Source organism: Aliarcobacter butzleri (assembly GCF_900187115.1).
GTDB lineage: Bacteria > Campylobacterota > Campylobacteria > Campylobacterales > Arcobacteraceae > Aliarcobacter > Aliarcobacter butzleri.
In genome coordinates, this window is sequence record NZ_LT906455.1 from 2312212 (window position 1) to 2335754 (window position 23543).

Sequence of the window (23543 nt, forward strand, 5' to 3'; positions counted from 1 at the left end):
TTCCTTTTCTTATAATTTTAATTCTTTTACATTTTTTGGTTCATCAAACCAATAACCTTGAAAATAGTCAATATTTAACTCTTTACAAGTTTCAAAAATCTCTTTTGAAGAAACAAACTCTGCAACAGTTTTAATACCGATTTTTTGGGCAAAAAACACTATTGCTTCAACAACAGCTTTAGCTGTTTTTGTTTTATTTATCTCTTGAATAATTGAACCATCAAGTTTAATAAAATCTGCTTGAAGTTTTACTAAATAAGAAAAATTTGAATACCCTGTACCAAAATCATCTATTGCTATTTTCACACCCAAATTTTTTACAATCTTAATAAAAGAGACAACTTCTTCGATATTATCAATACCTTCGCTCTCTGTTATTTCAATTGTTAAAAAATATCCTATATCAAATTCATAAATTTTTTGTATCAAAAAATCTACAACATCTTTTTCTAAAATATCACTAATTGAAAAATTTATACTAAACTCAACATTTTTGTCCTCAAAAAACTCAAAAGATTTTTGAATTACTTTTTTTGTGATTTCATTATATAAATTTATTTTTTTAGCCCTATTAATAAAAAAATATGGACTTACAATTTCATCTTTTGAGTCTTTCATACGAATTAATATTTCATATTTTTTCTCATTTTGGCTATTTATTGATTGCGCAAAAATCTCAAATTTATCTTTTTTTATAGCTTGAATTATTTGCATTTCCCAATATAGTTCTTGTTCTATTGATAAAGAAGAAGGATTACAAATATGATGCTCTTCATTATCATATACAACTAAATTATGTTTTAAAACTCTTGTTTGTTTTAAAGCATACTCTGCGCAAAACAGAAGTTCTGCATAATTTATTGCAACTCCTGCTCTTAATGGTATATAAACTTTATATCCATTTAATTCAATAGGAGAATATCCAAAATACCAAATAATAGATTTTACAGCTTGAACAAATCTATCTTTTGAAACAGTTTCATTTGAAGTAGCTGCGAAAATATCTGCTCCTAAATAGTAAATCTTTCCATTTAAAAACTTATTTTCTAATCTTATAGATACCATTTTTAGGATTTTTTCTCCAAAATCATATCCATAATAGTGATTTATATTTCCAAATCCACTTATATCAAATATTGCTACTTTATTAAACTCTTTTGCTATATTATCTTTTATAAAATCTTTTCTATTTGGAAATAAAATTTCACTATCAATATCTTCAATCTTCTCCACTTTTACTTCCCTTATAACTGGCTATTTTAATTCTGATAATTTATATGAAACTTTATCTTTTCTTTTATAAAAGTTTATCATCTTTATTATCTTGCCATAGTTACGATTAATCTGTAATAGATGGGACTAAAAGTATTTTATCATCATCATAAACTTTTGTTTCTAAGTTATCTAAACGTTTAATATCTTCTTCATTTAAATAAATATTTACAAAACTTTTTAATCTTCCTTCATTTGTAAATATATAATTTTCTAAATCTTGATATTTGCCAACTAAATTTGATACAACATCAGATATTTTTTCTCCTCCTAGTATTATCTCAAAATCGCCATTCGTAAATAATCTTAGAGTTCTAGGTATATAAACTTTTGCCATTTAAAACTCCTTTTATTTTTTGATTTATTTACTATTTGTAAATTAAATCAAATGTTCCACCATCATCAAAGTGTACCTTTTGTGCATTTGCCCAACTTCCAAAAACATCATCGATTTTAAATAATTCAAGTTTTGGGAATATTTTTAAATCTTCTTTATTTACTAATTCAGGAAGACTTGGTCTATAATAGTTTTTAACAGCTATTTCTTGTCCCTCTTTTGAATAAAGATGATTTAAATACTCAGTTGAAACAGTAAATGTTCCTCTTTTTTTAGCATTTACATCAACAACACTAACAGGTGGTTCAGCTAATATTGAAATAGATGGAACAACTATTTCAAACTCATCTTTTCCAAGCTCGTTTATTGCCAAGAATGCTTCATTTTCCCAAGCTAAAAGTACATCTCCAATTTTTCTTTGTACAAATGTATTTGTAGCTCCTCTTGCACCTGAATCAAGAACTGGAACATGTTTTAAAAGTTTTGAAACATACTCTTTTGCTTTTTCATCAGCAACTTTATATTTTTGTGAGTTAAAATCAATTTTGTCTAAACTTCCAAGTTCTTGTTTTAAACCATAAGCATAAGCTGCTAAATAGTTCCATCTAGCACCTCCTGAAGTTTTTGGATTTGGAGTTATAACTTCAACACCATCTTTAATTAAATCATTCCAATCTTTTATTCCTTTTGGATTTCCTTTTCTAACTAAAAAAACAATAGTAGAAGTATAAGGAGATGAATTGAAATCTAATTTTTTTTGCCAATCTTTAGGAATTAAATGTCCTTTTTCAGCAACTGCATCAATATCATAAGCAAGTGCCAAAGTTACAACATCTGCTTTTAATCCATCAATTACTGCTCTTGCTTGTTTTCCAGAACCACCATGTGATTGTTTAATTGTTACATTTTGTCCTGTTTTTTCTTTCCAATATTTTGAGAATGCTTTATTATACTCTTCATAAAGTTCTCTTGTTGGATCATATGAAACATTTAAGATTTCAATCGATTTTTTTTCTGCTTCAGCTTTTTTATCGTATGCAAAATCATCTGCAAAACCTAATGTTGAAATTAGCAATGATGCTAATGCAATGTTTTTTATATTTTTTATCATTTTATTTTCTCTTTTTTATATGTATACACTAAATGTGTGATAATTAAAGATTTAAAAAAATCTCACCTTTTTCTTGTTTTTATATTTAATCTTTTTACACATGTCGCACATCATTTTTTATCCTTTGTCTTTAGATGATATTTTTTAAATTTTAATCTATCACCTACTAAATTGGTGAAATTATAATAGTAAAAAAAATATTTGTCAATAGTTTTTAAAAAAACTTTTTAAATTAATTCTTTTATATCAAAAAAAAGGTATTTAGAAAACATCCTTAAATACCCAATCCACCGATAAATTCTTCTTTATAAATATCTTCTTTTGTAACAGGTGCTTGTCCTAAACAAGAAGCTATTGTTGTTTTATCAAGAATTTGTGCTGTTAAATTTCTAATATTTAAAAATACTCTTCTAAAGTAACACTTTCCTTCTTGGCTACATGGTTCATAATTTGATACTGAAACACAAGATATCATAGCAATCATACCTTCAAAATATCTTATTACTTCACCTAAAGTTATTTCATCAGAACCTTTTGCTAAAACATAACCACCATAACGACCAGGAATACTCTTTACCCAACCTGCTCTATTCATTTCAAGCATAATATTTTCTAAAAATCTTCTTGGAACATCAACAGATTCTGATAGTTCTCTTATTGAAATTAAATTATCAGCTTCTGCTATTGCAAACAAAGCTCTTAACGCATAATCTGTCTTTTTTGAAACTTTCATATTTATCACCTACTTAATTGGTAGAACTATATTTTAATTTCGAAATATTGTCAATAGTTTTTTTTGGAATTAGAAAAAATCAACTAAAATTTTAGCCGATTTTTGCAATTCTAAATGCAATCGCATTTTCAAAAATCAAAGAATTTGCGTAATAACAAGTAATCATTCCATTACATGGTGCTAAAAATTGATGGATAACATTGCCTTCTAAAGAGTGTACAACCTCTCCAATTACTTGATTTTTCGATACATAATTTCCAGGTATTTCTGTTGGAATAAATATACCACTTTTAGGTGCTTTAACTACATTTATTATTTTTCTATCCATTACTGTTGATTCATATCCATTAAATATATGATAATTCAAAATCTTTGTTTTATCCATAAATCTAATAATTGCTTGATTTATTTGATTTGCAGTTTTTTTATCTACTTGATTAATACTTGGACAAATAATAGAAAAAGCTTTTGTTCCCCAAAGTTGCCAATTATATTGTAAAGTAACACTATCAATTGATTTCATAACTCTATGGTGAATTAATTTAAAACCAAATTTTTTAGCTGCTTCCAAATCTTCATATCCACTTTTATATAATTTTATATAAGGTAAACAAACTGCTGTATCATGTCGTTTCTCTAAAATAATTCCATAATCATAACCATTAAGAGCATCAAAAACTTTTTTTGCAATTCTTTGTGTCGTTTCTCCCTCTTCATATCCTGGAAACATCATATTTATATCTGTATTATCTAAAGGCCAATACCTTTTTCCAATATTTAAAGCATAATGATTTATAGAAGGTATGATAAATATATCTCCTTTAATTTTTTCTTTTTTTACTTTATTGTTAAAAAAATCAACTAAAGTTGAAGCACAATATAAAGGAAGGATTGAATCTCCTCCCATTGCCCCAATTATTGCAATTTTTGGAGCTTTTGGATTTGTACCTTTAAATAAATACCCTTCTACAACTAAAGGTTCTCTACTTAATGACTCTATTCTTAGGATTTCAATTTTTTCCATTATTAACTCCAAAAATTCTAGCTATTAAAGAACCCTCATAAACTACAGGATATTCTCTTAATGTAAATAATATTCCATTATTTGGTGCAATTAATGTATCAAGTACAGTTCCAGTTAAAGGATCAACAATATCACCTATTTTAGTACCTTTTTGAATAATCGCACAATGATCAAGTGCAGGTACAAATAAACCACTTTTAGGAGCATTTAAATAAAAAACTCCTCCAACTTCAGAACTAAATGGTTTTCTTACATCAAAATCTTCATCACACTCTATGATTTTTTCTTTTTTCATAAGATTCAGAATTCCTATTAAAAGTTGTTCACCATACTCTTTTGTAAGTCTCATACCAACACCCATTTCAACAACAAGTGTTTTTGTTCCCATTGAATTCATAGTGTGAGAAAAAGTAGCTTCTAAAACAGTAACTGCATCATGAATCCAAATAAAATCACAATTAAGTTCTTTTGCAAGAGGTAGTGTATCTTTTGAAAACTCTTTATTTATTCTAATTTGAGGTATCTCTCTTAAAAAAATATTACTTGAATGAATATCAATAGCTATATCACTTCCTTTTACATCTTGTGTTAAAGCATATACAACTTGTCCAGGAAGAAAGTCATTTACATCTCCAGGAAAAGCTCTATTTAAATCAATATCATATAAAGGAAACCCTCTTGTTATAGTATCAACTCCAAGGGAATTAACAGCAGGATAAATATCTACTATTCCTCTTAATTTATCACTATTTTCATTTAACCATTGAGCTAAAAGAAAAATAACAAATTGCCCTTCTAATTCATCTCCATGAATTCCACTAACAATAGAAATTCTTTTAAGTTTTTCACTATTTTTATAACTACTTTTTGGCTCAAACCTACTTCTTTTTATAGATAGTTTTTCTCCAACTGGTAAATTTGATTTAAATATCTCTCTTGTAATCATTCTTCCTCAACTATTATTTTATTTATTTTTGAATTAACTGAATTTAAAATTGCTTCATATGTATCATTTTCATCATATGTTTTAAACTTAGCATTTGGAGCAAGTATTGTTGCAATTTTATCTATTTCTTCTATTACAACTAAAGAAAATTCTTTATCATGTCCAACTCTTAAATGAAAATCTACTTTTTCAACAAACTTTCCCAATCTAATGAAATAATCACTAGTGTCTCTTTTTTCTCTTCTCGTTAGTTCTCCCCAAATTTGGCTAATTAAAGATAAAATATATTCGATAAATCTACAATCAATACTAAAATTTGCATGGCTTGAATGTTTTAATAAATCTGCTAGTTCAATAACAGAACCAAAAGCTTCAGTATCAATATTTGAACGACTTATAATTGCATTCTCTTTTGCATAAGATATTAATTTATAGATATTTGCATCGTGTTTTCCAAAGATAGACTCTTTTAAAAAATCTTTTGCATTTGTGTACTCTATATCAATGCCTAGTTTTTTGTAAAATTTCTTTCCAGAATCTTTATCTATATCTACTATTTTATCAAAATGAAAAAGTGTCTCTATCAAAGTAGCTTCAACTCTTTCTAAATATCTTCCAAACCAATAAAGATTATTTGCAACATTTGTTGTAAGCAATTGTTCCATTTCAAGCCTCCATTACCCAAGTATCTTTAAATCCACCACCTTGAGATGAATTTACCAAATAATTCCCTGCTTCCATTGCATATCTTGTTAAGCCACATTGCCAAACTTTTGGTTCATCAGCCATCACAACATAAGCTCTAAAGTCTGCTTTTCTTGAAACTATTTCATTGTTGATATAACACTCTTCATCATAGAACTCTATTAATTCTTGTGCAATAAATCTTCTTGGATTTGAAGCTATGATTGTTTTTAAATCATTTATTTGAATATTTGTCATTGTATGCCCAAACATCACTCCATACCCACCAGCTTCTGCAACATCTTTAATAACAAGCTTATGGATATTTTCAAAAATATATTTTCTATCTTTTTCAAAATATGGTAAATATGTTGGAGCATTATTTAAAATTGGTTCTTCTCCTAAATAGTATTTAATCATCTTTGGAACAAAATAATAAATTCCTTTATCATCAGCAACTCCATTTCCAGGAGCATTCATAATTGCTACATTTCCAGCTAAATATGCTTCCATAATTCCAGAAACACCAATTAAACTCTCAGGATTGAAGAATTTTGGATCTAAAAACTCATCATCCAATCTTCTATAAACTGCCCCAACTTTTATAAGTTTTCCATCATAATTTTTAAAATATAAAATTTTATTTTTTACAATCAACTCATCATTTCTTACAAGTTGGGCACCTATTTTTTTTGCCAAATATGCGTGTTCATAATATGCAGAATTAAATCTTCCTGGAGTTAAAACAACATTTATTCCTCCACAACTTACATAATCCATAGCATTTTCTAAAATTTGAGGATACCCTTTTATTGGTTTTATTTTTAATTCCTCAAAAAAATCTGAGTAAATTTTTCTATATGTATCTCTAATAGATAAAGGATAGCTAGCACCACTTGGAACTCTTAAATTATCTTCTAAGATAACCCAATCATTTGTAATTGTGTCTTTTACTAAATCTATACCATTTATGTGTGTTCTGATTTTTTTATTCGGTGAGAAGCCATTTAGCTCTTTTAAGTAACCTTTGGCTTGGAAGATGAACTCTTCGGGGATTACTTTATCTTTAATAATCTTTTTTTGTGTATATAAATCTTCTAAAAAAAGATTTAAAGCTTTTATTCTTTGAGATAGACCTTTATCTATTTTATCAAACTCTTTTGAGTCGATAATTCGAGGAATAACATCAAAAGGAAGAGACCTTTCAATAAAATTTCCATCTTTATAAAGATTGAAATTTACAGCAAACTTATCCATATACTTTTGGAATTCATCTATTAATAATCTATTTTGCTTAGAGAATATTTCCCAAAAGAGTTCCCTTTTCTCATTTTTTATTTCTAGCATCCCACACCTCCTATATAGTATAAATTTTAGTGCGATTTGTAAAAAATATTTACTCTTTATTGTACACTAAATATACAAATTGGTATGAGATAGACATAAAAAAAGGTAAGAAAATAATATATCTTCTTACCTTTCTAAACAAAATGACAATTTTTTTGTATTAATAATCTTTTTCTTAATGCTTCACTTTCTTAAAAGTTTTACTTAAAAGAAAAAAATTAAGCATTCTTTTCTTTTTTTGCTGTTCTTTTTCTTACTGTTGGATCAAGTTCTCTTTTTCTAACTCTTACAGAAAGAGGTGTAACTTCAACTAATTCATCATCTTCAATCCACTCTAAAGCATTTTCTAAAGACATAAGTCTTGGTGGAATTAATTTAATTGCTTCATCAGCACCACTAGATCTTACGTTTGATTGTTGTTTTCCTTTTATAGGATTTACATCTAAATCGTTATCTTTTGCATGTTGCCCAATTACCATTCCGATATATACTTTATCTTGAGGTTTTACGAACATTACTCCTCTATCTTGTAAGTTAAAGATTGAGTATGCAAGAGCTTCTCCATTTTCCATAGAAACTAAAGCTCCATATTTTCTTGATTCAACTGTTCCAGAATATGGTCTAAACTCTAAGAATGAGTGGTTCATAACACCCTCACCTTTTGTTTCTGTTAAAAATTCTGTTCTAATACCAATCAATCCTCTTGCAGGAATTTCAAACTCTAATCTTGTATATCCTTGCCCCATTGGTACCATATTTGTCATATTAGCTTTTCTTTTTCCAAGTTTTTCAATAATAGCACCTGAGAATTCATCTGGAGTATCAATAACTAAGTGCTCAAATGGCTCCATTTTTACACCATTTTCTTCTCTAATGATAACTTCAGGTCTTCCTATACAAAACTCAAAGCCTTCTCTTCTCATATTCTCAGCTAAAATAGTAATTTGAAGCTCACCTCTTCCGTTTACTTTAAATTTACCTTCACCAATTTGCTCATAATTCATCGCAATATTAGTGTTCATTTCAGCTTTTAATCTTTCATCAATTTTGTTTGAAGTTACAAATTTACCTTCAGTTCCAGCAAGTGGAGAATCATTTACAGCAAAAGTAACAGAAAGTGTTGGTTCTTCAATGTGCATTGGGTCAAGTGGCATAGGATTTGTTGGATCACATAAAGAATCACCAACATCAATTGTTTCGAATCCAGCAACTGCAACGATATCTCCTGCTCCTGCCGTTTTAATTTCAACTCTTTCTAAACCTTTAAATCCAATAAGTTTAGATACTCTTCCTTTTACTTTTTCACCATCTGCTTTACATAATAAAACTGTTTCACCTTGAGAAATTGTTCCATTAAAAATTCTTGCAATACCAATTTTTCCAATAAAATTATCATAATCAAGTGTAAATACTTGAAGTTGTAAACCATTTTCATCAGCACCAATTGGTTTTGGAACTTCTTTTAAAATTGTTTCAAATAGCGGTTTTAAATCCATATTTCCATCATTTGCATCAAATCTTGCATATCCATCTCTTGCAGCTGCATAAATAACTGGGAATTCTAATTGTTCTTCAGTTGCATCCATTTGAGCAAAAAGGTCAAATACCTCATCAACAACTCTATCAGGCTCAGCTGCTGGTTTATCAATTTTATTTACAACAACGATTGGTCTATGTCCTAAAGATAGTGCTTTTTTAACAACGAATTTTGTTTGTGGCATTACTCCTTCTTGTGCATCAACAAGAAGTAAAACAGAGTCAACCATTTTTAAAACCCTCTCAACTTCTCCACCAAAATCGGCGTGTCCCGGAGTGTCAATGATGTTAATTCTTACACCTTCATAATCAACTGCTGTATTTTTTGAAAGAATTGTAATCCCTCTTTCTTTTTCAATAGCATTACTATCCATTACTCTTTCTTCTACATTTTGGTGAGATGAAAATGTTCCTGATTGTTTTAATAATTCATCAACTAGTGTTGTTTTACCGTGGTCAACGTGTGCAATTACGGCTATGTTTCTAATATCTCTCATATTTCTTCTTTTTTATATAAAATTTTCGCGGATTTTATCCAAAAAAAACTTAAGTTCTTATAATTGCTTAAAATATGGTTAAACGAACTTTAAAAAATAAAAAGTAAATATTTTTTTACCACTTTAAATATTATTAATTTTATTTTCGATATTATGGACATTTTAGATTTGTGGTACAAATTGACATCTTGACTTCATAGAACTTTCAAATATTCAAGCACTGTCTTATAAAAATATCAATTTTAAACTTTTTACTGTTAGGAGAAGAAATGAACTTTTGGCAAAATTTCAAAAGAGATTTTTTAGTTAAATTTTGGGCACCAATTCCTGCTGTTATTGCACTTGGAGTTTTAAGTGCGTATTATTTTGGAATAACTGGCACTTATTGGGCTGTTACAGGAGAATTTACAAGATGGGGTGGTCATTTTTTACAATTATTTAATGTAGATGTATCATCTTGGGGATACTACAAACTTATGAAAATAGATGGGAATATATTTACTAGAGTTGATGGTGTTATGATTATTGGAATGTTTGCAGGTTGTATTGCTGCTGCATTTTGGGGAAATAATGTAAAGTTCAGACTACCAGTGAATAATATAAGAATTTGGCAAGCATTAATTGGTGGAATTATTGCAGGATTTGGAGCAAGACTTGGTATGGGTTGTAATTTAGCAAGTTTCTTTACTGGTATTCCTCAATTTAGTTTTCATGCTTGGGTATTTACAGCGGCAATGATTGTAGGAGTTTATTTTGGAGTAAAATTGGCTATGAGCTCTTTTTTCCAATCAAAAATAAAAATGCAAAAAGTATCTTGTGCTAAACCTTTAGAACATAATGAAGAAAAAGTTAAAAAATTCTTTACTTTTGGAACAGTTGTTTTTATAGGAATTATTATTTGGGCAACATACTTAATATTTATTGAACAAGCTACAAAACTTGGAATGGCAATGTTATTTGGTAGTGCTTTTGGTTTAGCTATTGCAAAAGCACAAATTTGTTTCACATCTGCATTTAGAGATATATTCACAACAGGAAGAAGTGAATTAGCAAAAGCTATTATTATAGGTATGGCTGTTGCAACTTTAGGTGTATTTACTTATATTATGATGGGACAACCTCCAAAAATATTTTGGACTGGACCAAATGTAATTATTGGTGGATTTTTATTTGGATTTGGAATTGTTCTTGCTGGTGGTTGTGAATGTGGATGGATGTATAGAGCAGTAGAAGGACAAGTTCATTTTTGGATAGTTGGAATTGGAAATATTATAGGAGCTACTCTTTTAGCCTTTGTTTGGGATGATATTTCACCTGTACTAGCTACATCTTGGCCAAAAATAAATCTACTTCAAGAATTTGGAAATTATGGTGGTTTATTTATAAATTACGGATTATTATTAATCTTCTTTATAGTTATTTTAGTATTAGAAAAAAGATACCTAAATAAATCAAGAAATAGATAAAGGAAATATTATGAACAAAGATAAAATTATTCCAGATTATAGAATAGATATGCAAGGTGAACCTTGTCCATATCCTGCAATAAATACTCTTGAAGCAATGAAAGAGTTAAAAGATGGTGAAATATTAGAAGTTATTAGTGACTGCCCGCAAAGTATAAATAATATTCCAGCAGATGCTAAAAATCACGGTTATAAAGTTTTACTAATAGATAGTGATGGTCCAACAATTAGATACATCATACAAAAATAGACTATAAACTAAAAGAGGAAATCAATTCTCTTTTAGCTGTTGTAAAATCTTATTTGTATTTTTATTACTAAAATAAATAGCCATTGCAAATAATATTAAACACAATACAAAAAACACTATTGTTATTAAATCCCATTCATTATTTGCATTTTGTGCTACTGATAATTTCTTTGTAGAATCATTCTTACTTTTTAATTCTTCTTTAAACCCTTCTAATGGAGCTATTCCCTCTTTTACTATTGTATGTCCTGGTCCTCCATCAAGAACTACTTGATATGGCTCTTTTGGAATAGTAATAGTAAGTTCACTTGCTTCTGGTAGTCTCTCTTTATACAACACATCTCCACTTATTAAAGATTCTACTCTTACTAATGCTCCTGCTGCATCTTCTCCTGTACTAAATTCTCCGATTACTGTTATTGTATTATCTTTATTATCTATTACATTCATTATCAAATTATGTGCAAATAAGCTAACACTTAAACTCAAAAATATAATTGCTTTTTTCATTTTCTATCCTTAAATATTATAAAGTATTATTAGTAATATTCCAAATATTATACTTGGAACAATAGTTCTTAAAAGTGCTATATATCTACTAGAACTTAAACTTATCCAAAGAGATATAAAAGCCCAAAGCAATGCACTCATTATTATAGAAAATAGTGCTAAATCATTTAACCTCAATGGTATAATCATAGTAAAAATTGCCATCACAGAATAAGAGATAAACAGTCCACCAAATATTGCACAAATAGTTCTAAATAAACCTATTTTTTTTCCACTATTTTCTGGTATTTTTAATTTTTGAATTAAATCTTTCATTTAACACCTCTTGAAGTCCAAAAAGCTTGGATTTTTTCTCTATTAGTTGGTAACTTTTTAGCAATAATTAGTAAAATCAAACCAAAAATAAAAAGTCCTATATCAGTACCTAAAACTGTATAAACCTCTTGATTCCAAAGTTTTATAGGAGAAAAACCACTATTTATAAAATGAACAATTGGACTTAAAATAAATAATATTCCACCAAGATATAAAAACTCTTTTGCCGTTTTATAAGAATTAAGTTTATAAAAAGAATAAGTAAATGTTCCTACCCAAAAAGTTGCAAAAAGACCTTGTTGAATTAAACTTTTATTTTCCATATCAAAAGGAAGTATCCATTGTAAAAAGAATAATAATCCAGTTGCAGGAATAACACCAATCATAACTGCAAGAGAAAGTTTTCCAAAGCCTTGATAAACTGGAATATTTAAAGGAAACTTTCTAGCCCTTTTTTCAAGATATAATAGATTCCCAAAACCTATTGCTAAAATAGTTGTAATCATAAGAAAAGCCACAAATAACCTAGTTAAATCATCTACACTAAACAATAAGTGAATATAAACCATAGCATCATAAAACATAGAACCCCAATTTTTATCCATTACTTTTTGTTCATATATCAAGCTTCCATCAACTGCGCTTAAAATCACATTTGGTCTATTTGTAATTCCATTTAAAAATGGGATATATGGATTATAACCTTCAAATTTTATCATTGCATTAGAATCACTCCAATTTGTAAGTTTAATTCTATAAAAATTAATCTCTGGAGCTATACTTTGAGCTTTTTTAAATAGTTCATTTATAGAAAGCATCTCTACATTGTCATTTTTTTTCTCTTTTTTGGGTTCAGGTAGATTATAAACGGGACTAATCAATTTAAAAGGTTCATAAATCTCTCCTTTTGTAACAACATAAGCCATTGCTGGAGCAAATTTTTTACCAAGATTAAAAAAAGCTCCGGTTATTGTAATAATAATAAATGGTAACATAGTCCAAAGAAGAATTTTTCTATGCCATTTAGAAAATGTTCCTGTTTGACTAGTTGTACTATTTTTGTATTTTAATGTTAAGATTTGATATAAACCACCTATCATTAAAATGATACAGGCAACAGCCATAATTCCAAAAATATACCAACCAAATTCTCCAAATGGTCTTCCATAATGCATATAATTTAAAAACTTTGCAAGTTCAAAAACTTTACTCTCTTCTTTTATTTCTAAAGAAGTATTTGGGTCAAAAACTTTTGGTGCAACAAATTGTGTTGATATTTTTAAAGTTGGGTCTTTCATATAACCAGGAAGTGTTATAGTTATTGGTTTAGTTTTTGGAAAATCAGAATCATTTAAAACTTTATCTACCATTTTTGTATAATCAATATTTGATACATCAACAATTTTAAGATGTCGTGAAGGATTTTCCCAGTTTTCTATATATGGAAGCATTATTGCAAAAATCCCAAAAAATAGTGCTGTGTACATTAAAAAGGAAAAACTAATCCCAAGTGCTATATGTACTCTTTGAAGTCTTTGATTAAATAGTTTTTTTTCTTCTTGTTTTGTTAATTGTTTTATCATTGTCTTTCCTAATAAAAAAGGATTTTTTAATCCTTTTTTATTTTATTATTTAGAATTTATAATTTAGAGATAAAGTATAATTTCTTTCAGCACCCCAAGTTTGAGAACCAACAGTATTTAAAACATACTCTTCATCAAAAATATTATTAGCATTTAAAATAACACTGAAATCTTTTTTGATATCATATTTTGCCATTGCATTTACTACAGTATAAGCTTCTTGTTTATTCAAATTATTTGTTGAGCTATGAATTTCACTTTGCCAATTTAATCCACCACCAAGAGTTAATTTGTTGTATTTATAAGTAGTAAAGAATTTAAGTGTTTGCTTAGGTACAGAACCTGAATTTAATCTATCTCCATTTTGGTCTTTTGCATCTGTGTATGTATATCCACCTGTCATATCCCAATTTGGTAAAATTTCTCCACCAATAGTTAAATCCCATCCTTTCATCTCTACACCATCAACACTTTTAGAAGCCGTATTACCCTCTGGAGTTAGATTTGGAGCATCTGTAACAGCTAAATTATCTTGTTTTGTTATAAAGTAAGCAATACTACTATTTAATTTTCCATCATAAAACTCTGAATTTATACCAAATTCAACTGTATTTCCCTCTTCTGGTTCAAGATAATTACCACTTGTATCTTTGGCACTAGAAGTTGGATTAAAGATAGATGTATAACTAGCATAAGTAGCAAAATTCTCATTTATATCATATACTAAACCTAAATATGGAGTAACTTCCCCATTATATTTTTGTTCTTGTTCTGTTGATGTTCCTTTATTGTTTACTCTTTCAAAATTAGATATTCTACTTCCTAAAATTAAATGTAAAGGATCAGACAATTCAAGATTTAAAGCAGTAAAAGCACCAATTTGCTTTTCATCAAAAACATACCTACTTGTTGCTTTAGGTAATACTGGTTTATTTGCTATATGTCCATTCCAACCATCTATATCAACACTAAAAGCTTTTCTAACCTCTGCAGGATCATCTGTTTTAGATTGATGCCCATTTACTCCAAAAGATAACTTATGTTCTCTTCCAAATGCATTAAAATCTCCATTTGCATATAAATCAATCGAGTGAGTATCAGGATTTCTTTCTACGTATCCCATCTGTCCACCCATTTTTCCAGTAATATAAGAAAAAGAGCTTGAACCAGCAACAGCATAAAGTCTCTCTGTTTCTGTTTTCGTATATGAATAATTTGCAGATGCTTTCCAATCATTATTAAAATAATGTTCTAAACCTAAAGATAAATTTAACCTTTCTATATTAGTGTATGTAAAATCTGCAGCAGCATTATCATGTCTTCCAAAAGTTGTCTGTTTTTGTGATATAGGGTCAGTTGTCACCGAGCTAAATCCATGAGGGGAAGCATTGTCTACATCTGTTTTTTGATATGTGATAGATGTTGTTAAAAGTGTATTATCTGACAAATTAAAATCTAGTGCACTATATAATAAACTATTTTCTTTATTATATCTATCTTGTTGGCTCCCTCCATCACTATAAGAAGTAACTAATCTCCCTCTTATACTATCATCTTGATTTAATCCACCAGATATATCAAGTGTTCCTTTGTATGTATCCCAACTTCCATAAGATATTTTCGCATCTCCTTGAAAATCTTTTGTTGGTTTTTTTCTTACATAATTTATACTAGCACTTGGATTTCCTGCTCCATTTGTAAGTCCAGTTGAACCTCTTATAATTTCAATTCTTTCATAAATAGCAGTATCTTCTAGCCCCACAAAACCATTAAATCTACCAATATTGATTTCAGATGAAGGTAAACCATCTCTTTGAAAATTAGTAATTGTTGTTCCTCTTGCATAATAAGAAGTATATCCTGCTCCAAATTGTCCCATTTGACTTATCGTTACACCAGGAGTTTGAGTTAAAACCTCATTTAAATCTTGAAGATTTTGCTCTTGTATTTGTTTTTGAGTAATAACTGTAACTGATTGAGGAGTTTCTTTTAAAGACAAATCAAGTTTTGCGGCACTACTTGTCTCTTTTATCGTATATGAATTTGAAGCTGTAGAATAAGTTTCATTTACAGAAACTTCTTCCAAAACAGAACCTTTGCCTAAAATATCCTTTTTTTTGATAATAATTGTATTATCTTTGATTACTGCTTCAAGATTTGTACCTTTTAATACCTCTTTTAAAGCATTTTCAATACCTTCAATATTTTCTATTTTAGAAACTTTTTTCCCCTCTAAAATTCTTGTGTCAACTAAGTATGTCATATTTGACGTTTTTGAAATAGTTTTTATAGCATTCTCAAGAGTTCCACTTTCTATATTAAATTCTGCTGCAAAAAGCGAAGAACTTAAAATAATAGAAAGTGAAGTAGATATTGCTATTCTTTTAGAAAAATTCATATTTGCTTCCTTTTTTATATCTATTAATTATGAGAATTAATCTCTATAATGGAAGTCTTTAAAAATGAAAATTCCTGACAAAATTTTTAAATAAATTTTTAATCTTTTAGAATTACCCTATTTTCTGGTATTTGTTCAACTTTTATAGGATAAATTAAAGGTAATAAATTTACAAATTTATCAAATTCATTTATATTAAATTCACCAGTTATTGGAAATTTATCATTTTTTACTAATATTAATTCTATATTTTTATTACTATATTTTGAAAATTCATTTATTACTTCAAATAAAGGTGTTTGATGAAAAATCAAGTTTCCACTTTGCCAAGAAGCCATTTTATCAACAGATACTTTTCCTAGTTTTTCTATTTTTCCATCATTTTTTATCTCTAAAACATCACCTTTTTTAAGTTGAGTTATTTTTAAATCACTATGATTTATATCTACAATTCCTTCTAAAACAGATATATTAACTCTATCTTGTTTTTTATTTACTTCAAATTTCGTTCCTACAACTTTTACAAAAATATCATCGCTTTTTACAAAAAATGGTTTTTGTTTATTTGGACTTACTTCAAACAAAGCTTTTCCTTTTTCTAAAAAAACTTCTCTTTTATTTTTTGAATATGCCACTTTTATATTTGTTTTTGCATCAAGAGTTATTTTTGAATTATCTGGCATTAAAATATCTTGAATTATTTTATTTTCACTATATATATTTTGAGAAAAATTATCTTTAAAATATAAAACATATACAAATATAACTATCAAAAAACAGGCTGCAAATGGAGTTATAATTTTGATTTTATTTAAAAACTTTTCTCTTCTTAATTCTTCTTTTACTCTTGTTGTTAACTCTTTTTTACACTCTTTTGAGAGATTTGAGAACATTTGTCTAAATCTTTTTTCTTCTTCAAAAATTCTTTGATGTTCTTCATTATTTATCCAAGACAAAAACTCTTTATTTAAATAGATATTTTGTCCTTCTTGAAAACAACTCAACCAATATCTTGCTTTTTCTAATATAATATTTTTATTTGGCATTGTTTTCTTCTTTAATTAAATTCTCTTTTATTTGATTACTTGCTCTACTTATATGTTGTTCAACAGCATTTAAAGATATTCCCATAAGCTCAGCTACTTCTTCTCTTGTATAACCATCAACTATGTGCAAAGTAAATGCTTGTCTTCTTTTTTTAGGTAAATTATCTAAACTTTTCATTAATAACATAACTTCTTCATCTTTTATTATATTTTCTTCTGTTGTATTACTATTATCTGTATACTCTTCTTCATCAAAACTTATTTTATTTATTTTATTTTTCTCTTTGTATAAATCAAACATTACATTCTTAGCAATCCTATATAACAAAGCTCTTTCATTTTCTATCTGATTTAAATCAGCACTTTTTATAGCTCTTGCGAAAGTCTCTTGAGTAACATCATGGGCTAAATCTTTGTCAAAAATATTTTTCTTTATATATTGAAAAATTTCTTTATAATAATCTATCATTTTTAAATCATTTCCTACTATTAATAGCAATTATTATAATTATAAATAACGAATAAAGAGCTTAAACACTTATAATTATGAACTCAATATAAATAAGATATAATGCGTCGCTTTTTTGAAAACCATCAATATAATAAATAATCACATTAAATATAGGAATTTATAACTTGAAACAACAGATTAATATAAAAAATTTTACAAATATTTGGTTTATACTTTCTATTTTTATTGTTTTAACTGTTATTTTATTTCAAGGATATCTTGAATACAAAAGATCTGTTGAAACGGGAATAATAAAAACAAATAACCTTACAATTTTACTTACAAAGAAACTTGAGAATGACTTTGAACAAATAGATAATATACTTAATTTTGCACAAAATATAATACTTACATTACCAAAAGAGAATAAACTATTTTTAGAAGGAAATGACAAAATAAGAAGACAAATTGTTTTTGAAAAGTTTAACTCATTAGTAAAAAATTTTAAAGACATCAGTGTTATAAATTTTATAGATAAAAATGGATATATTTTATACTCTTCAAACCCTTTAAATTATAATATAAATATATCAGATCGACCACAATTCCAAATATTTAAAGATAATAAAGATTTAACAGAAAGTTTCTCTAATGTTATAGTTTCTCGTACAACAGGTAAAAACTCACTAGCACAACTTCTTGCTGTAAGAGATGAAAATAAAGAGTTAATAGGTGTTCTAACTGCTCTTATTGATATAGATACTATAAACAAAACTTTATCTTCAATAAATACAAATGACAAAGGAGTGGCTTTATTAAGAAATTCTGAAAATACAGAATTAATAGCAAAATATCCATTACTTAATGAATCGGAGATAAATAAACCTTTACCCTCAAATAATCCTATTGCATTAAAGATAAAAGCTGGAGAAAAATCAGGAAGTTTAGAATATATAGCTTCAACTGATAATGAAAAAAGAGTTGGAAGTTTCATAGTAATGGATAAATATCCATTTTATGTACAAGTTGCTTTATCCCAAGAAGATTATTTAGCTAGATGGGAAAAAAATCTATTAACAGTTACTATTTTATTAATTTTATTTGTTTTAGCTTCTATTTTTGTATTTATCATTGTTAAAAAGAGCTATAAAAAAGAACAAATTGCTATTAATGAATTAAAAAAGAATAGAGATTTATTTTCATCAGGTCCAGTTATAACAATAGAGTGGGCTTATGAAGAGAATTTTCCTATAAAATACATTTCTAACAATTGTGAAAATATTTTAGGATACAAAAAAGAAGAGATGTTATCTAGTTATTTTAATTATATGGATTTAATACATCCAGATGATATAAATAAAGTTGAAAAAGAAGTTAAAGATTTTATAGAAAATGGTATAAATAATTTTGAACAATCATATAGAATAAAAATGAAAGATGGTATATATAAATATTTTTATGACTACACAAATCTAATCAGAGATGAACATAATAGTGTTACTAGAATAGTAGGTTATATGTTTGATCAAAGCAATTTAAAAGAAAAAGAAGATTCTTTAATTATAGAAAGAAATAGATTAGCAAATATAATAACAGGAACAAATGCTGGTACATGGGAATGGAATGTTCAAACAAACGAAGTTATCTTTAATGAAAAATGGGCACAAATGATTGGTTATACTTTAGATGAGATTTCGCCTACAACTATAAACACATGGATGAGATTTGTACAACCAGATGATTTAGAAAAAAGTAAACAACTTTTACGAAGGCACTTTAATAAAGAACTTGATTATTATGAATCTGAAATGAGAATGAAACATAAAAATGGTTCTTGGATTTGGATAGAAGCAAGAGGAAAAGTAATATCGTGGAGTAAAAAGAATGAACCTATCATAATGATGGGAACACACATAGATGTAACTAAAGAAAAAATATTAATTCAAGAAATGGAAATTGTAAAAAATAGATTTGAGAATATGTTTAAAACTCACTCTTCAGTAATGCTTTTAATAAATCCAAATAATCAAAAAATAATTGATGCAAACCAAAGTGCAGTTGATTTTTATGGATATTCTATCGATGAAATAAAAGGAATGGATATTTCAAAAATAAATTTATTAGCTCATCAAAAATTAAAGGAAAAATACACAGAAGCAAAAACTTTAACAAAAAACTCTTTTATCTTTTTTCACAAGCTAAAAAATGGAACTATCAGAACTGTTGAAGTAAACTCTTCACCAATTGAAACAGAAAGTGGTCTTATACTATTTTCTATAATAAAAGATGTAACAAAAGAGCAAGAATTAAAAAATGAGATATTAAAAGAGAAAACAAAATTTCAAACATTTATCAATCTATCTTCAGATGCTATTTTTGTAACTGATATAAACACAGGAAAACTTTTAGAATATAGTAAACAAACTCAGAAATATTTAGGTTATAACGATGAAGAGATGCAAAATCTTACAATTTTGGATTGGGATAGAGACATAAAAACAATTGAAGATTTTAAAAATCTTATCTCTACTATAAAATATGATACAACTTTTATAGAAAGAGTTCATAAAAGAAAAGATGGCTCTTATTATGATGCTGCAATAAGCCTTGTAAAAATAAAACTTGATGGGCAAGAGTTTATATACTCTTCAGCAAGGGATATTACAAATGAAAAAATCGTACAAAAGAAATTAGAAGAGTCTTATAAAAATCTTGAAAGATTGATTGAATCTCAAGATAATATTGTGATACTAACGGATGGAGAAAATATAAAGTTTGCAAATCAAAAGTTTTTTGACTTTTTAGGATTTGAAAATCTTGATAATTTCAGAAAATATCATAAATGTATTTGTGAATTCTTTTTAGAAAAAGATAAATTCTTTTATAAAAAAGATACTCATTGGATAAATGAAATAAAAACAATAGAAGAATCAAAAAGAATTGTTTCTATGATTGATAAAGATTTTAAAGAACATGCTTTTTCTGTTTCAGTAAATATTTTTGATGAAGAAGAGATGATAGTTAGTTTTACTGATATTTCTGAAACTATTTTAAAAAATATATCTTTAGAAGAAAAAATCATAAGAGATAAACTTACAAATTCTTATAATAGAGAATTTTTTGATAAAAATTATAAAAAACTAATTTATGAATATAATACAAATCACTCTAAACTTGCTGTTGCAATGTTAGATATTGACCATTTTAAATTAGTAAACGATACTTATGGGCACGATGTTGGAGATGAAGTTTTAATTCAATTTGTTGAAATAATAAATAACTCTTCTAGAAAAAATGATATTCTTATTCGTTGGGGAGGAGAAGAATTTATTTTAGTTTTACAACTAAATTCAGAAAATACTCTTTCTAAAATACTTGAAAACTTAAGAAAAGCTATTGAAGATTACGATTTTCCTAAAATTGGTAAAAAGACTTGTTCGATTGGAGGAACGATATATCAAAATAATGAAGATATTATTAAAACAATAAAAAGAGCAGATGAAGCAGTTTATGAAGCAAAAGCTGCGGGAAGAAATAAAGTAATAATAGTTTAAAAAAACTTTGTTAATCAAATTCAAAAATTTATTTATTATTTATTAATTATTAAAACTTAAAATTCGTAAATATTAAATGCAAAGGCAATTTTTGAAGGATTTATCTCAACAAAGACTAATATTATTTAGTTCTATCTTCTTTACTCTTTTTTATAATTTCTCATTTTTTAAGAATGTTATAAATACTTATGGTTTTAGTGGTTTAAATATAGTTTATATATTATCAATGACAATTTTATTGGTAAGTTTATTAACTTTTATTTTTACAATTTTTAGCTCTAAATATACAACAAAACCAATTTTAATTACTCTATTTGCAATATCAGCATTTACTGCTTATTTTATGGATAGTTATGGTGTTGTTATTGATACAGAGATGATTAGAAATAGTTTACAAACAAATTTAAATGAATCAAAAGATTTATTTAGTTTCAAACTTGTTTTATATGTAATTTTTTTAGCAATTCTTCCAGCATATTTTATATATAAAACAGAAATCAAATATAAATCTTTTAAAAGTGAACTATTTTCAAAACTAAAAACTATACTTTTATCTTTAGTTTTAATTTTAGTAATAATCTTTAGTTTTAGTAAATTTTATACTTCATTTTTTAGAGAGCATAAACCTCTAAGATATAATATAAATCCAATATTTTGGATGTATAGTATAGGAAATTATATAAATAAATCTATGGATGTAGCTCCAACAACTCTTGAAGAGATTGGAAAAGATTCAAAAATAGTAGAACCAATAGAAGAACAAAAAGAACTAATTATTTTAGTAGTTGGAGAAACAGCAAGAGCAGATAGATTTTCTATGAATGGTTATAAAAAAGAGACAAATCCTCTTTTAAAACAAGAAAAGATTATAAATTTTCCAAATATGTACTCTTGTGGAACTTCAACTGCACATTCAATTCCTTGTATGTTTTCAATTTTTGGAAAAGATAATTATAGTTATAAAAAAGGTATTTCAACTGAAAATGTTTTAGATGTTTTAAAAGATACACAAGATATAGCTGTGTTATGGAGAGATAATAATTCAGATTCAAAAGGTGTTGCTTTAAGAGTTGATTATGAAGATTTTAAAACACCTGCTACGAATACAATCTGTAATGAAGAAGAGTGCAGAGATGAAGGTATGCTTGTTGGACTTGAAAATTATATTGAAAAAAATAAAGATAGAGATATTTTGATAGTACTTCATCAAATGGGGAATCATGGACCAGCTTACTATAAAAGATATCCAAAAGAGTTTGAAAAATTTACTCCCGTTTGTAAAACAAATCAACTAGAAGAATGTACTCAAGAAGAGATAGAAAATGCTTATGATAATGCTGTTTTATATACAGATTATTTTTTATCAAAAGCAATAAACTTTTTAAAACCTTATTCTAAAACGAAAAAAACTGCACTTGTTTACATAAGTGATCATGGTGAGAGTTTAGGAGAAAATGGTATATATTTACATGGTATGCCATATGCAATAGCTCCAAAAGAACAAATAAATGTAGCATCATTTATTTGGTTAGGTGATGGAGAAATGTCTAAAGATTATGATATAGATAAATTAAATTCATATAAAAATAGAGATTTTTCTCAAGATAATCTATTTCATACTCTTTTAGGGCTATTTGAAGTTGAAACAAAAATTTATAAAAAGGACATGGATATTTTAAATGACGCAAGAAAACCTCAATAAACAAATAATAATTACAGCTATTTTATTAATAGCTGTCGTTTTATTCTTTCAATTTACAAATTGGGATATGAGTCTTCAATCTTATTTTTATAATTTTGAAGGCAAGTCTTGGATTGTTGATAGAAAAGATAGTATTTTGAAATATATTTTTTATGATGGATTTAAAAAATTATTTAAAATATTTTCTATTTTAATTTTAATTTTAGTTGTTATATCTTTATTTAAAAAGATTAACATAATTGAACAGTATAAAAAAGGTTTAGTTATTTTACTTCTTTCTATGATTCTTGTTCCTGCTCTTACTGTATCAATTAAAGGTGTTACAAATATGCCTTGTCCAAATAATCTTGCAGAATATGGGGGAAGATATCCTGATGTTAGAATTTTTGATTCATATCCAAAAGATTTTATACAAAAATCAAAAATAAAATGTTGGCCAGCAGGTCACGCAAGTATGGGGTTTTCTTTAATGGCATTATTTTTCTTATTTAAAAAACCACGAAACCAAAAAATTGCTTTAGGAATTGCTTTAGTTCTTGCGTGGATGACTGGTGGATATAAAATGTCTATTGGTGATCATTTTTTAAGTCATACATTAATATCAATGATTTTAGGTTGGCTCATTATTTTACTCATCGTAAAATCTATTTCATTTTTAGAAAAAGTAAAATTTAAAAAATCAACCACAATCTGAATATATATATGTCAAGAAATTGTCAAGTAAATTCAGAATAAAACTTTAAACTATTATTCTAAACTTCTAAATATAAAAATATTTAGG

General features: G+C 26.9%; 20 protein-coding genes. 5 read left to right on the forward strand and 15 right to left on the reverse strand.

What is annotated here, in order from left to right:
* Positions 1-9: 9 nt before the first annotated feature.
* The 9 genes from CKV87_RS11490 to typA all read right to left on the reverse strand — a co-directional run bounded on the left by CKV87_RS11490 (position 10) and on the right by typA (position 9487).
* Positions 10-1233, reverse strand: coding sequence for an EAL domain-containing protein (locus CKV87_RS11490; protein WP_012148125.1), 1224 nt, complete (start codon positions 1231-1233; stop codon positions 10-12).
* Between the two features lie 106 nt (positions 1234-1339).
* Entirely contained in the window at positions 1340-1609 is a 270-nt protein-coding gene (locus CKV87_RS11495; protein WP_004509990.1) for a MoaD/ThiS family protein, read from the reverse strand.
* Between the two features lie 31 nt (positions 1610-1640).
* On the reverse strand, positions 1641-2720 hold the full coding sequence (locus tag CKV87_RS11500; protein ID WP_012148126.1) for a sulfate ABC transporter substrate-binding protein: 1080 nt from the start codon (positions 2718-2720) through the stop codon (positions 1641-1643).
* A 274-nt stretch (positions 2721-2994) separates the two neighbouring features.
* Positions 2995-3453, reverse strand: coding sequence for an RrF2 family transcriptional regulator (locus CKV87_RS11505; protein WP_004510004.1), 459 nt, complete (start codon positions 3451-3453; stop codon positions 2995-2997).
* 91 nt (positions 3454-3544) lie between these two features.
* Entirely contained in the window at positions 3545-4477 is a 933-nt protein-coding gene (locus tag CKV87_RS11510) for a M14 family metallopeptidase (RefSeq protein ID WP_012148127.1), read from the reverse strand.
* On the reverse strand, positions 4464-5423 hold the full coding sequence (locus CKV87_RS11515) for a M14 family metallopeptidase (protein WP_012148128.1): 960 nt from the start codon (positions 5421-5423) through the stop codon (positions 4464-4466). The genes CKV87_RS11510 and CKV87_RS11515 overlap by 14 nt, the downstream gene beginning before the upstream one ends.
* Positions 5420-6088 (reverse strand): alpha-E domain-containing protein, encoded by a 669-nt coding sequence (locus tag CKV87_RS11520; protein WP_012148129.1) that lies wholly within the window; start codon positions 6086-6088, stop codon positions 5420-5422. The genes CKV87_RS11515 and CKV87_RS11520 overlap by 4 nt, the downstream gene beginning before the upstream one ends.
* A 1-nt stretch (position 6089) precedes the next feature.
* Positions 6090-7454 (reverse strand): circularly permuted type 2 ATP-grasp protein, encoded by a 1365-nt coding sequence (locus CKV87_RS11525; protein WP_012148130.1) that lies wholly within the window; start codon positions 7452-7454, stop codon positions 6090-6092.
* 218 nt (positions 7455-7672) lie between these two features.
* Positions 7673-9487: a translational GTPase TypA gene (gene typA, locus CKV87_RS11530; protein WP_004510009.1), complete on the reverse strand. Its 1815-nt coding sequence runs from the start codon at positions 9485-9487 to the stop codon at positions 7673-7675.
* A gap of 269 nt (positions 9488-9756) precedes the next feature.
* Here typA and yedE point away from each other — a divergent pair, with 269 nt between their 5' ends.
* Both yedE and yedF read left to right on the forward strand, forming a co-directional pair.
* Positions 9757-10953 (forward strand): selenium metabolism membrane protein YedE/FdhT, encoded by a 1197-nt coding sequence (gene yedE, locus CKV87_RS11535; protein WP_012148131.1) that lies wholly within the window; start codon positions 9757-9759, stop codon positions 10951-10953.
* A gap of 10 nt (positions 10954-10963) precedes the next feature.
* A complete protein-coding gene (gene yedF, locus CKV87_RS11540) occupies positions 10964-11203 on the forward strand; it encodes a sulfurtransferase-like selenium metabolism protein YedF (RefSeq protein WP_004510011.1) in 240 nt (79 codons plus the stop codon).
* Positions 11204-11224: 21 nt separating this feature from the next.
* Here the strand turns inward: yedF and CKV87_RS11545 are convergent, their stop codons facing one another.
* From CKV87_RS11545 to CKV87_RS11570, 6 genes are all read right to left on the reverse strand, one after another.
* Complete coding sequence (locus tag CKV87_RS11545; protein WP_012148132.1) at positions 11225-11713, reverse strand: hypothetical protein; 489 nt, start codon at positions 11711-11713, stop codon at positions 11225-11227.
* A gap of 9 nt (positions 11714-11722) precedes the next feature.
* Entirely contained in the window at positions 11723-12028 is a 306-nt protein-coding gene (locus CKV87_RS11550; RefSeq protein WP_012148133.1) for a hypothetical protein, read from the reverse strand.
* The gene (locus CKV87_RS11555; RefSeq protein ID WP_012148134.1) at positions 12025-13611 is read right to left on the reverse strand and encodes a PepSY-associated TM helix domain-containing protein; all 1587 of its coding nucleotides are present in this window, start codon (positions 13609-13611) and stop codon (positions 12025-12027) included. The genes CKV87_RS11550 and CKV87_RS11555 overlap by 4 nt, the downstream gene beginning before the upstream one ends.
* A gap of 49 nt (positions 13612-13660) precedes the next feature.
* On the reverse strand, positions 13661-16009 hold the full coding sequence (locus CKV87_RS11560; protein ID WP_012148135.1) for a TonB-dependent siderophore receptor: 2349 nt from the start codon (positions 16007-16009) through the stop codon (positions 13661-13663).
* 98 nt (positions 16010-16107) lie between these two features.
* Positions 16108-17055, reverse strand: a complete 948-nt coding sequence (locus tag CKV87_RS11565) for a FecR family protein (RefSeq protein ID WP_012148136.1) — start codon at positions 17053-17055, stop codon at positions 16108-16110.
* Entirely contained in the window at positions 17045-17524 is a 480-nt protein-coding gene (locus CKV87_RS11570; protein ID WP_012148137.1) for an RNA polymerase sigma factor, read from the reverse strand. Before CKV87_RS11570 ends, CKV87_RS11565 begins: the two co-directional genes overlap by 11 nt.
* A 167-nt stretch (positions 17525-17691) precedes the next feature.
* Between CKV87_RS11570 and CKV87_RS11575 the strand changes: the two genes are divergently transcribed.
* From CKV87_RS11575 to CKV87_RS11585, 3 genes are all read left to right on the forward strand, one after another.
* Complete coding sequence (locus CKV87_RS11575; RefSeq protein WP_012148138.1) at positions 17692-21060, forward strand: sensor domain-containing diguanylate cyclase; 3369 nt, start codon at positions 17692-17694, stop codon at positions 21058-21060.
* 91 nt (positions 21061-21151) lie between these two features.
* The gene (locus CKV87_RS11580) at positions 21152-22762 is read left to right on the forward strand and encodes a phosphoethanolamine transferase (protein ID WP_041645031.1); all 1611 of its coding nucleotides are present in this window, start codon (positions 21152-21154) and stop codon (positions 22760-22762) included.
* Positions 22740-23456 carry a phosphatase PAP2 family protein gene (locus CKV87_RS11585; RefSeq protein WP_012148140.1) on the forward strand — a complete coding sequence of 239 codons (717 nt, stop codon included), beginning with the start codon at positions 22740-22742 and terminating at the stop codon, positions 23454-23456. Before CKV87_RS11580 ends, CKV87_RS11585 begins: the two co-directional genes overlap by 23 nt.
* Positions 23457-23543: the final 87 nt, after the last annotated feature.

Coding starts and splice junctions, on each gene's coding strand:
- CKV87_RS11560 (WP_012148135.1), bottom strand. CDS start 16,009: ATGAATTTTTCTAAAAGAATAGCAATATCTACTTCACTTTCTATTATT.
- CKV87_RS11515 (WP_012148128.1), bottom strand. CDS start 5,423: ATGATTACAAGAGAGATATTTAAATCAAATTTACCAGTTGGAGAAAAA.
- CKV87_RS11585 (WP_012148140.1), top strand. CDS start 22,740: ATGACGCAAGAAAACCTCAATAAACAAATAATAATTACAGCTATTTTA.
- CKV87_RS11525 (WP_012148130.1), bottom strand. CDS start 7,454: ATGCTAGAAATAAAAAATGAGAAAAGGGAACTCTTTTGGGAAATATTC.
- CKV87_RS11570 (WP_012148137.1), bottom strand. CDS start 17,524: ATGATAGATTATTATAAAGAAATTTTTCAATATATAAAGAAAAATATT.
- CKV87_RS11545 (WP_012148132.1), bottom strand. CDS start 11,713: ATGAAAAAAGCAATTATATTTTTGAGTTTAAGTGTTAGCTTATTTGCA.
- CKV87_RS11495 (WP_004509990.1), bottom strand. CDS start 1,609: ATGGCAAAAGTTTATATACCTAGAACTCTAAGATTATTTACGAATGGC.
- CKV87_RS11520 (WP_012148129.1), bottom strand. CDS start 6,088: ATGGAACAATTGCTTACAACAAATGTTGCAAATAATCTTTATTGGTTT.
- CKV87_RS11555 (WP_012148134.1), bottom strand. CDS start 13,611: ATGATAAAACAATTAACAAAACAAGAAGAAAAAAAACTATTTAATCAA.
- CKV87_RS11565 (WP_012148136.1), bottom strand. CDS start 17,055: ATGCCAAATAAAAATATTATATTAGAAAAAGCAAGATATTGGTTGAGT.
- CKV87_RS11505 (WP_004510004.1), bottom strand. CDS start 3,453: ATGAAAGTTTCAAAAAAGACAGATTATGCGTTAAGAGCTTTGTTTGCA.
- CKV87_RS11550 (WP_012148133.1), bottom strand. CDS start 12,028: ATGAAAGATTTAATTCAAAAATTAAAAATACCAGAAAATAGTGGAAAA.
- typA (WP_004510009.1), bottom strand. CDS start 9,487: ATGAGAGATATTAGAAACATAGCCGTAATTGCACACGTTGACCACGGT.
- CKV87_RS11500 (WP_012148126.1), bottom strand. CDS start 2,720: ATGATAAAAAATATAAAAAACATTGCATTAGCATCATTGCTAATTTCA.
- CKV87_RS11510 (WP_012148127.1), bottom strand. CDS start 4,477: ATGGAAAAAATTGAAATCCTAAGAATAGAGTCATTAAGTAGAGAACCT.
- yedF (WP_004510011.1), top strand. CDS start 10,964: ATGAACAAAGATAAAATTATTCCAGATTATAGAATAGATATGCAAGGT.
- yedE (WP_012148131.1), top strand. CDS start 9,757: ATGAACTTTTGGCAAAATTTCAAAAGAGATTTTTTAGTTAAATTTTGG.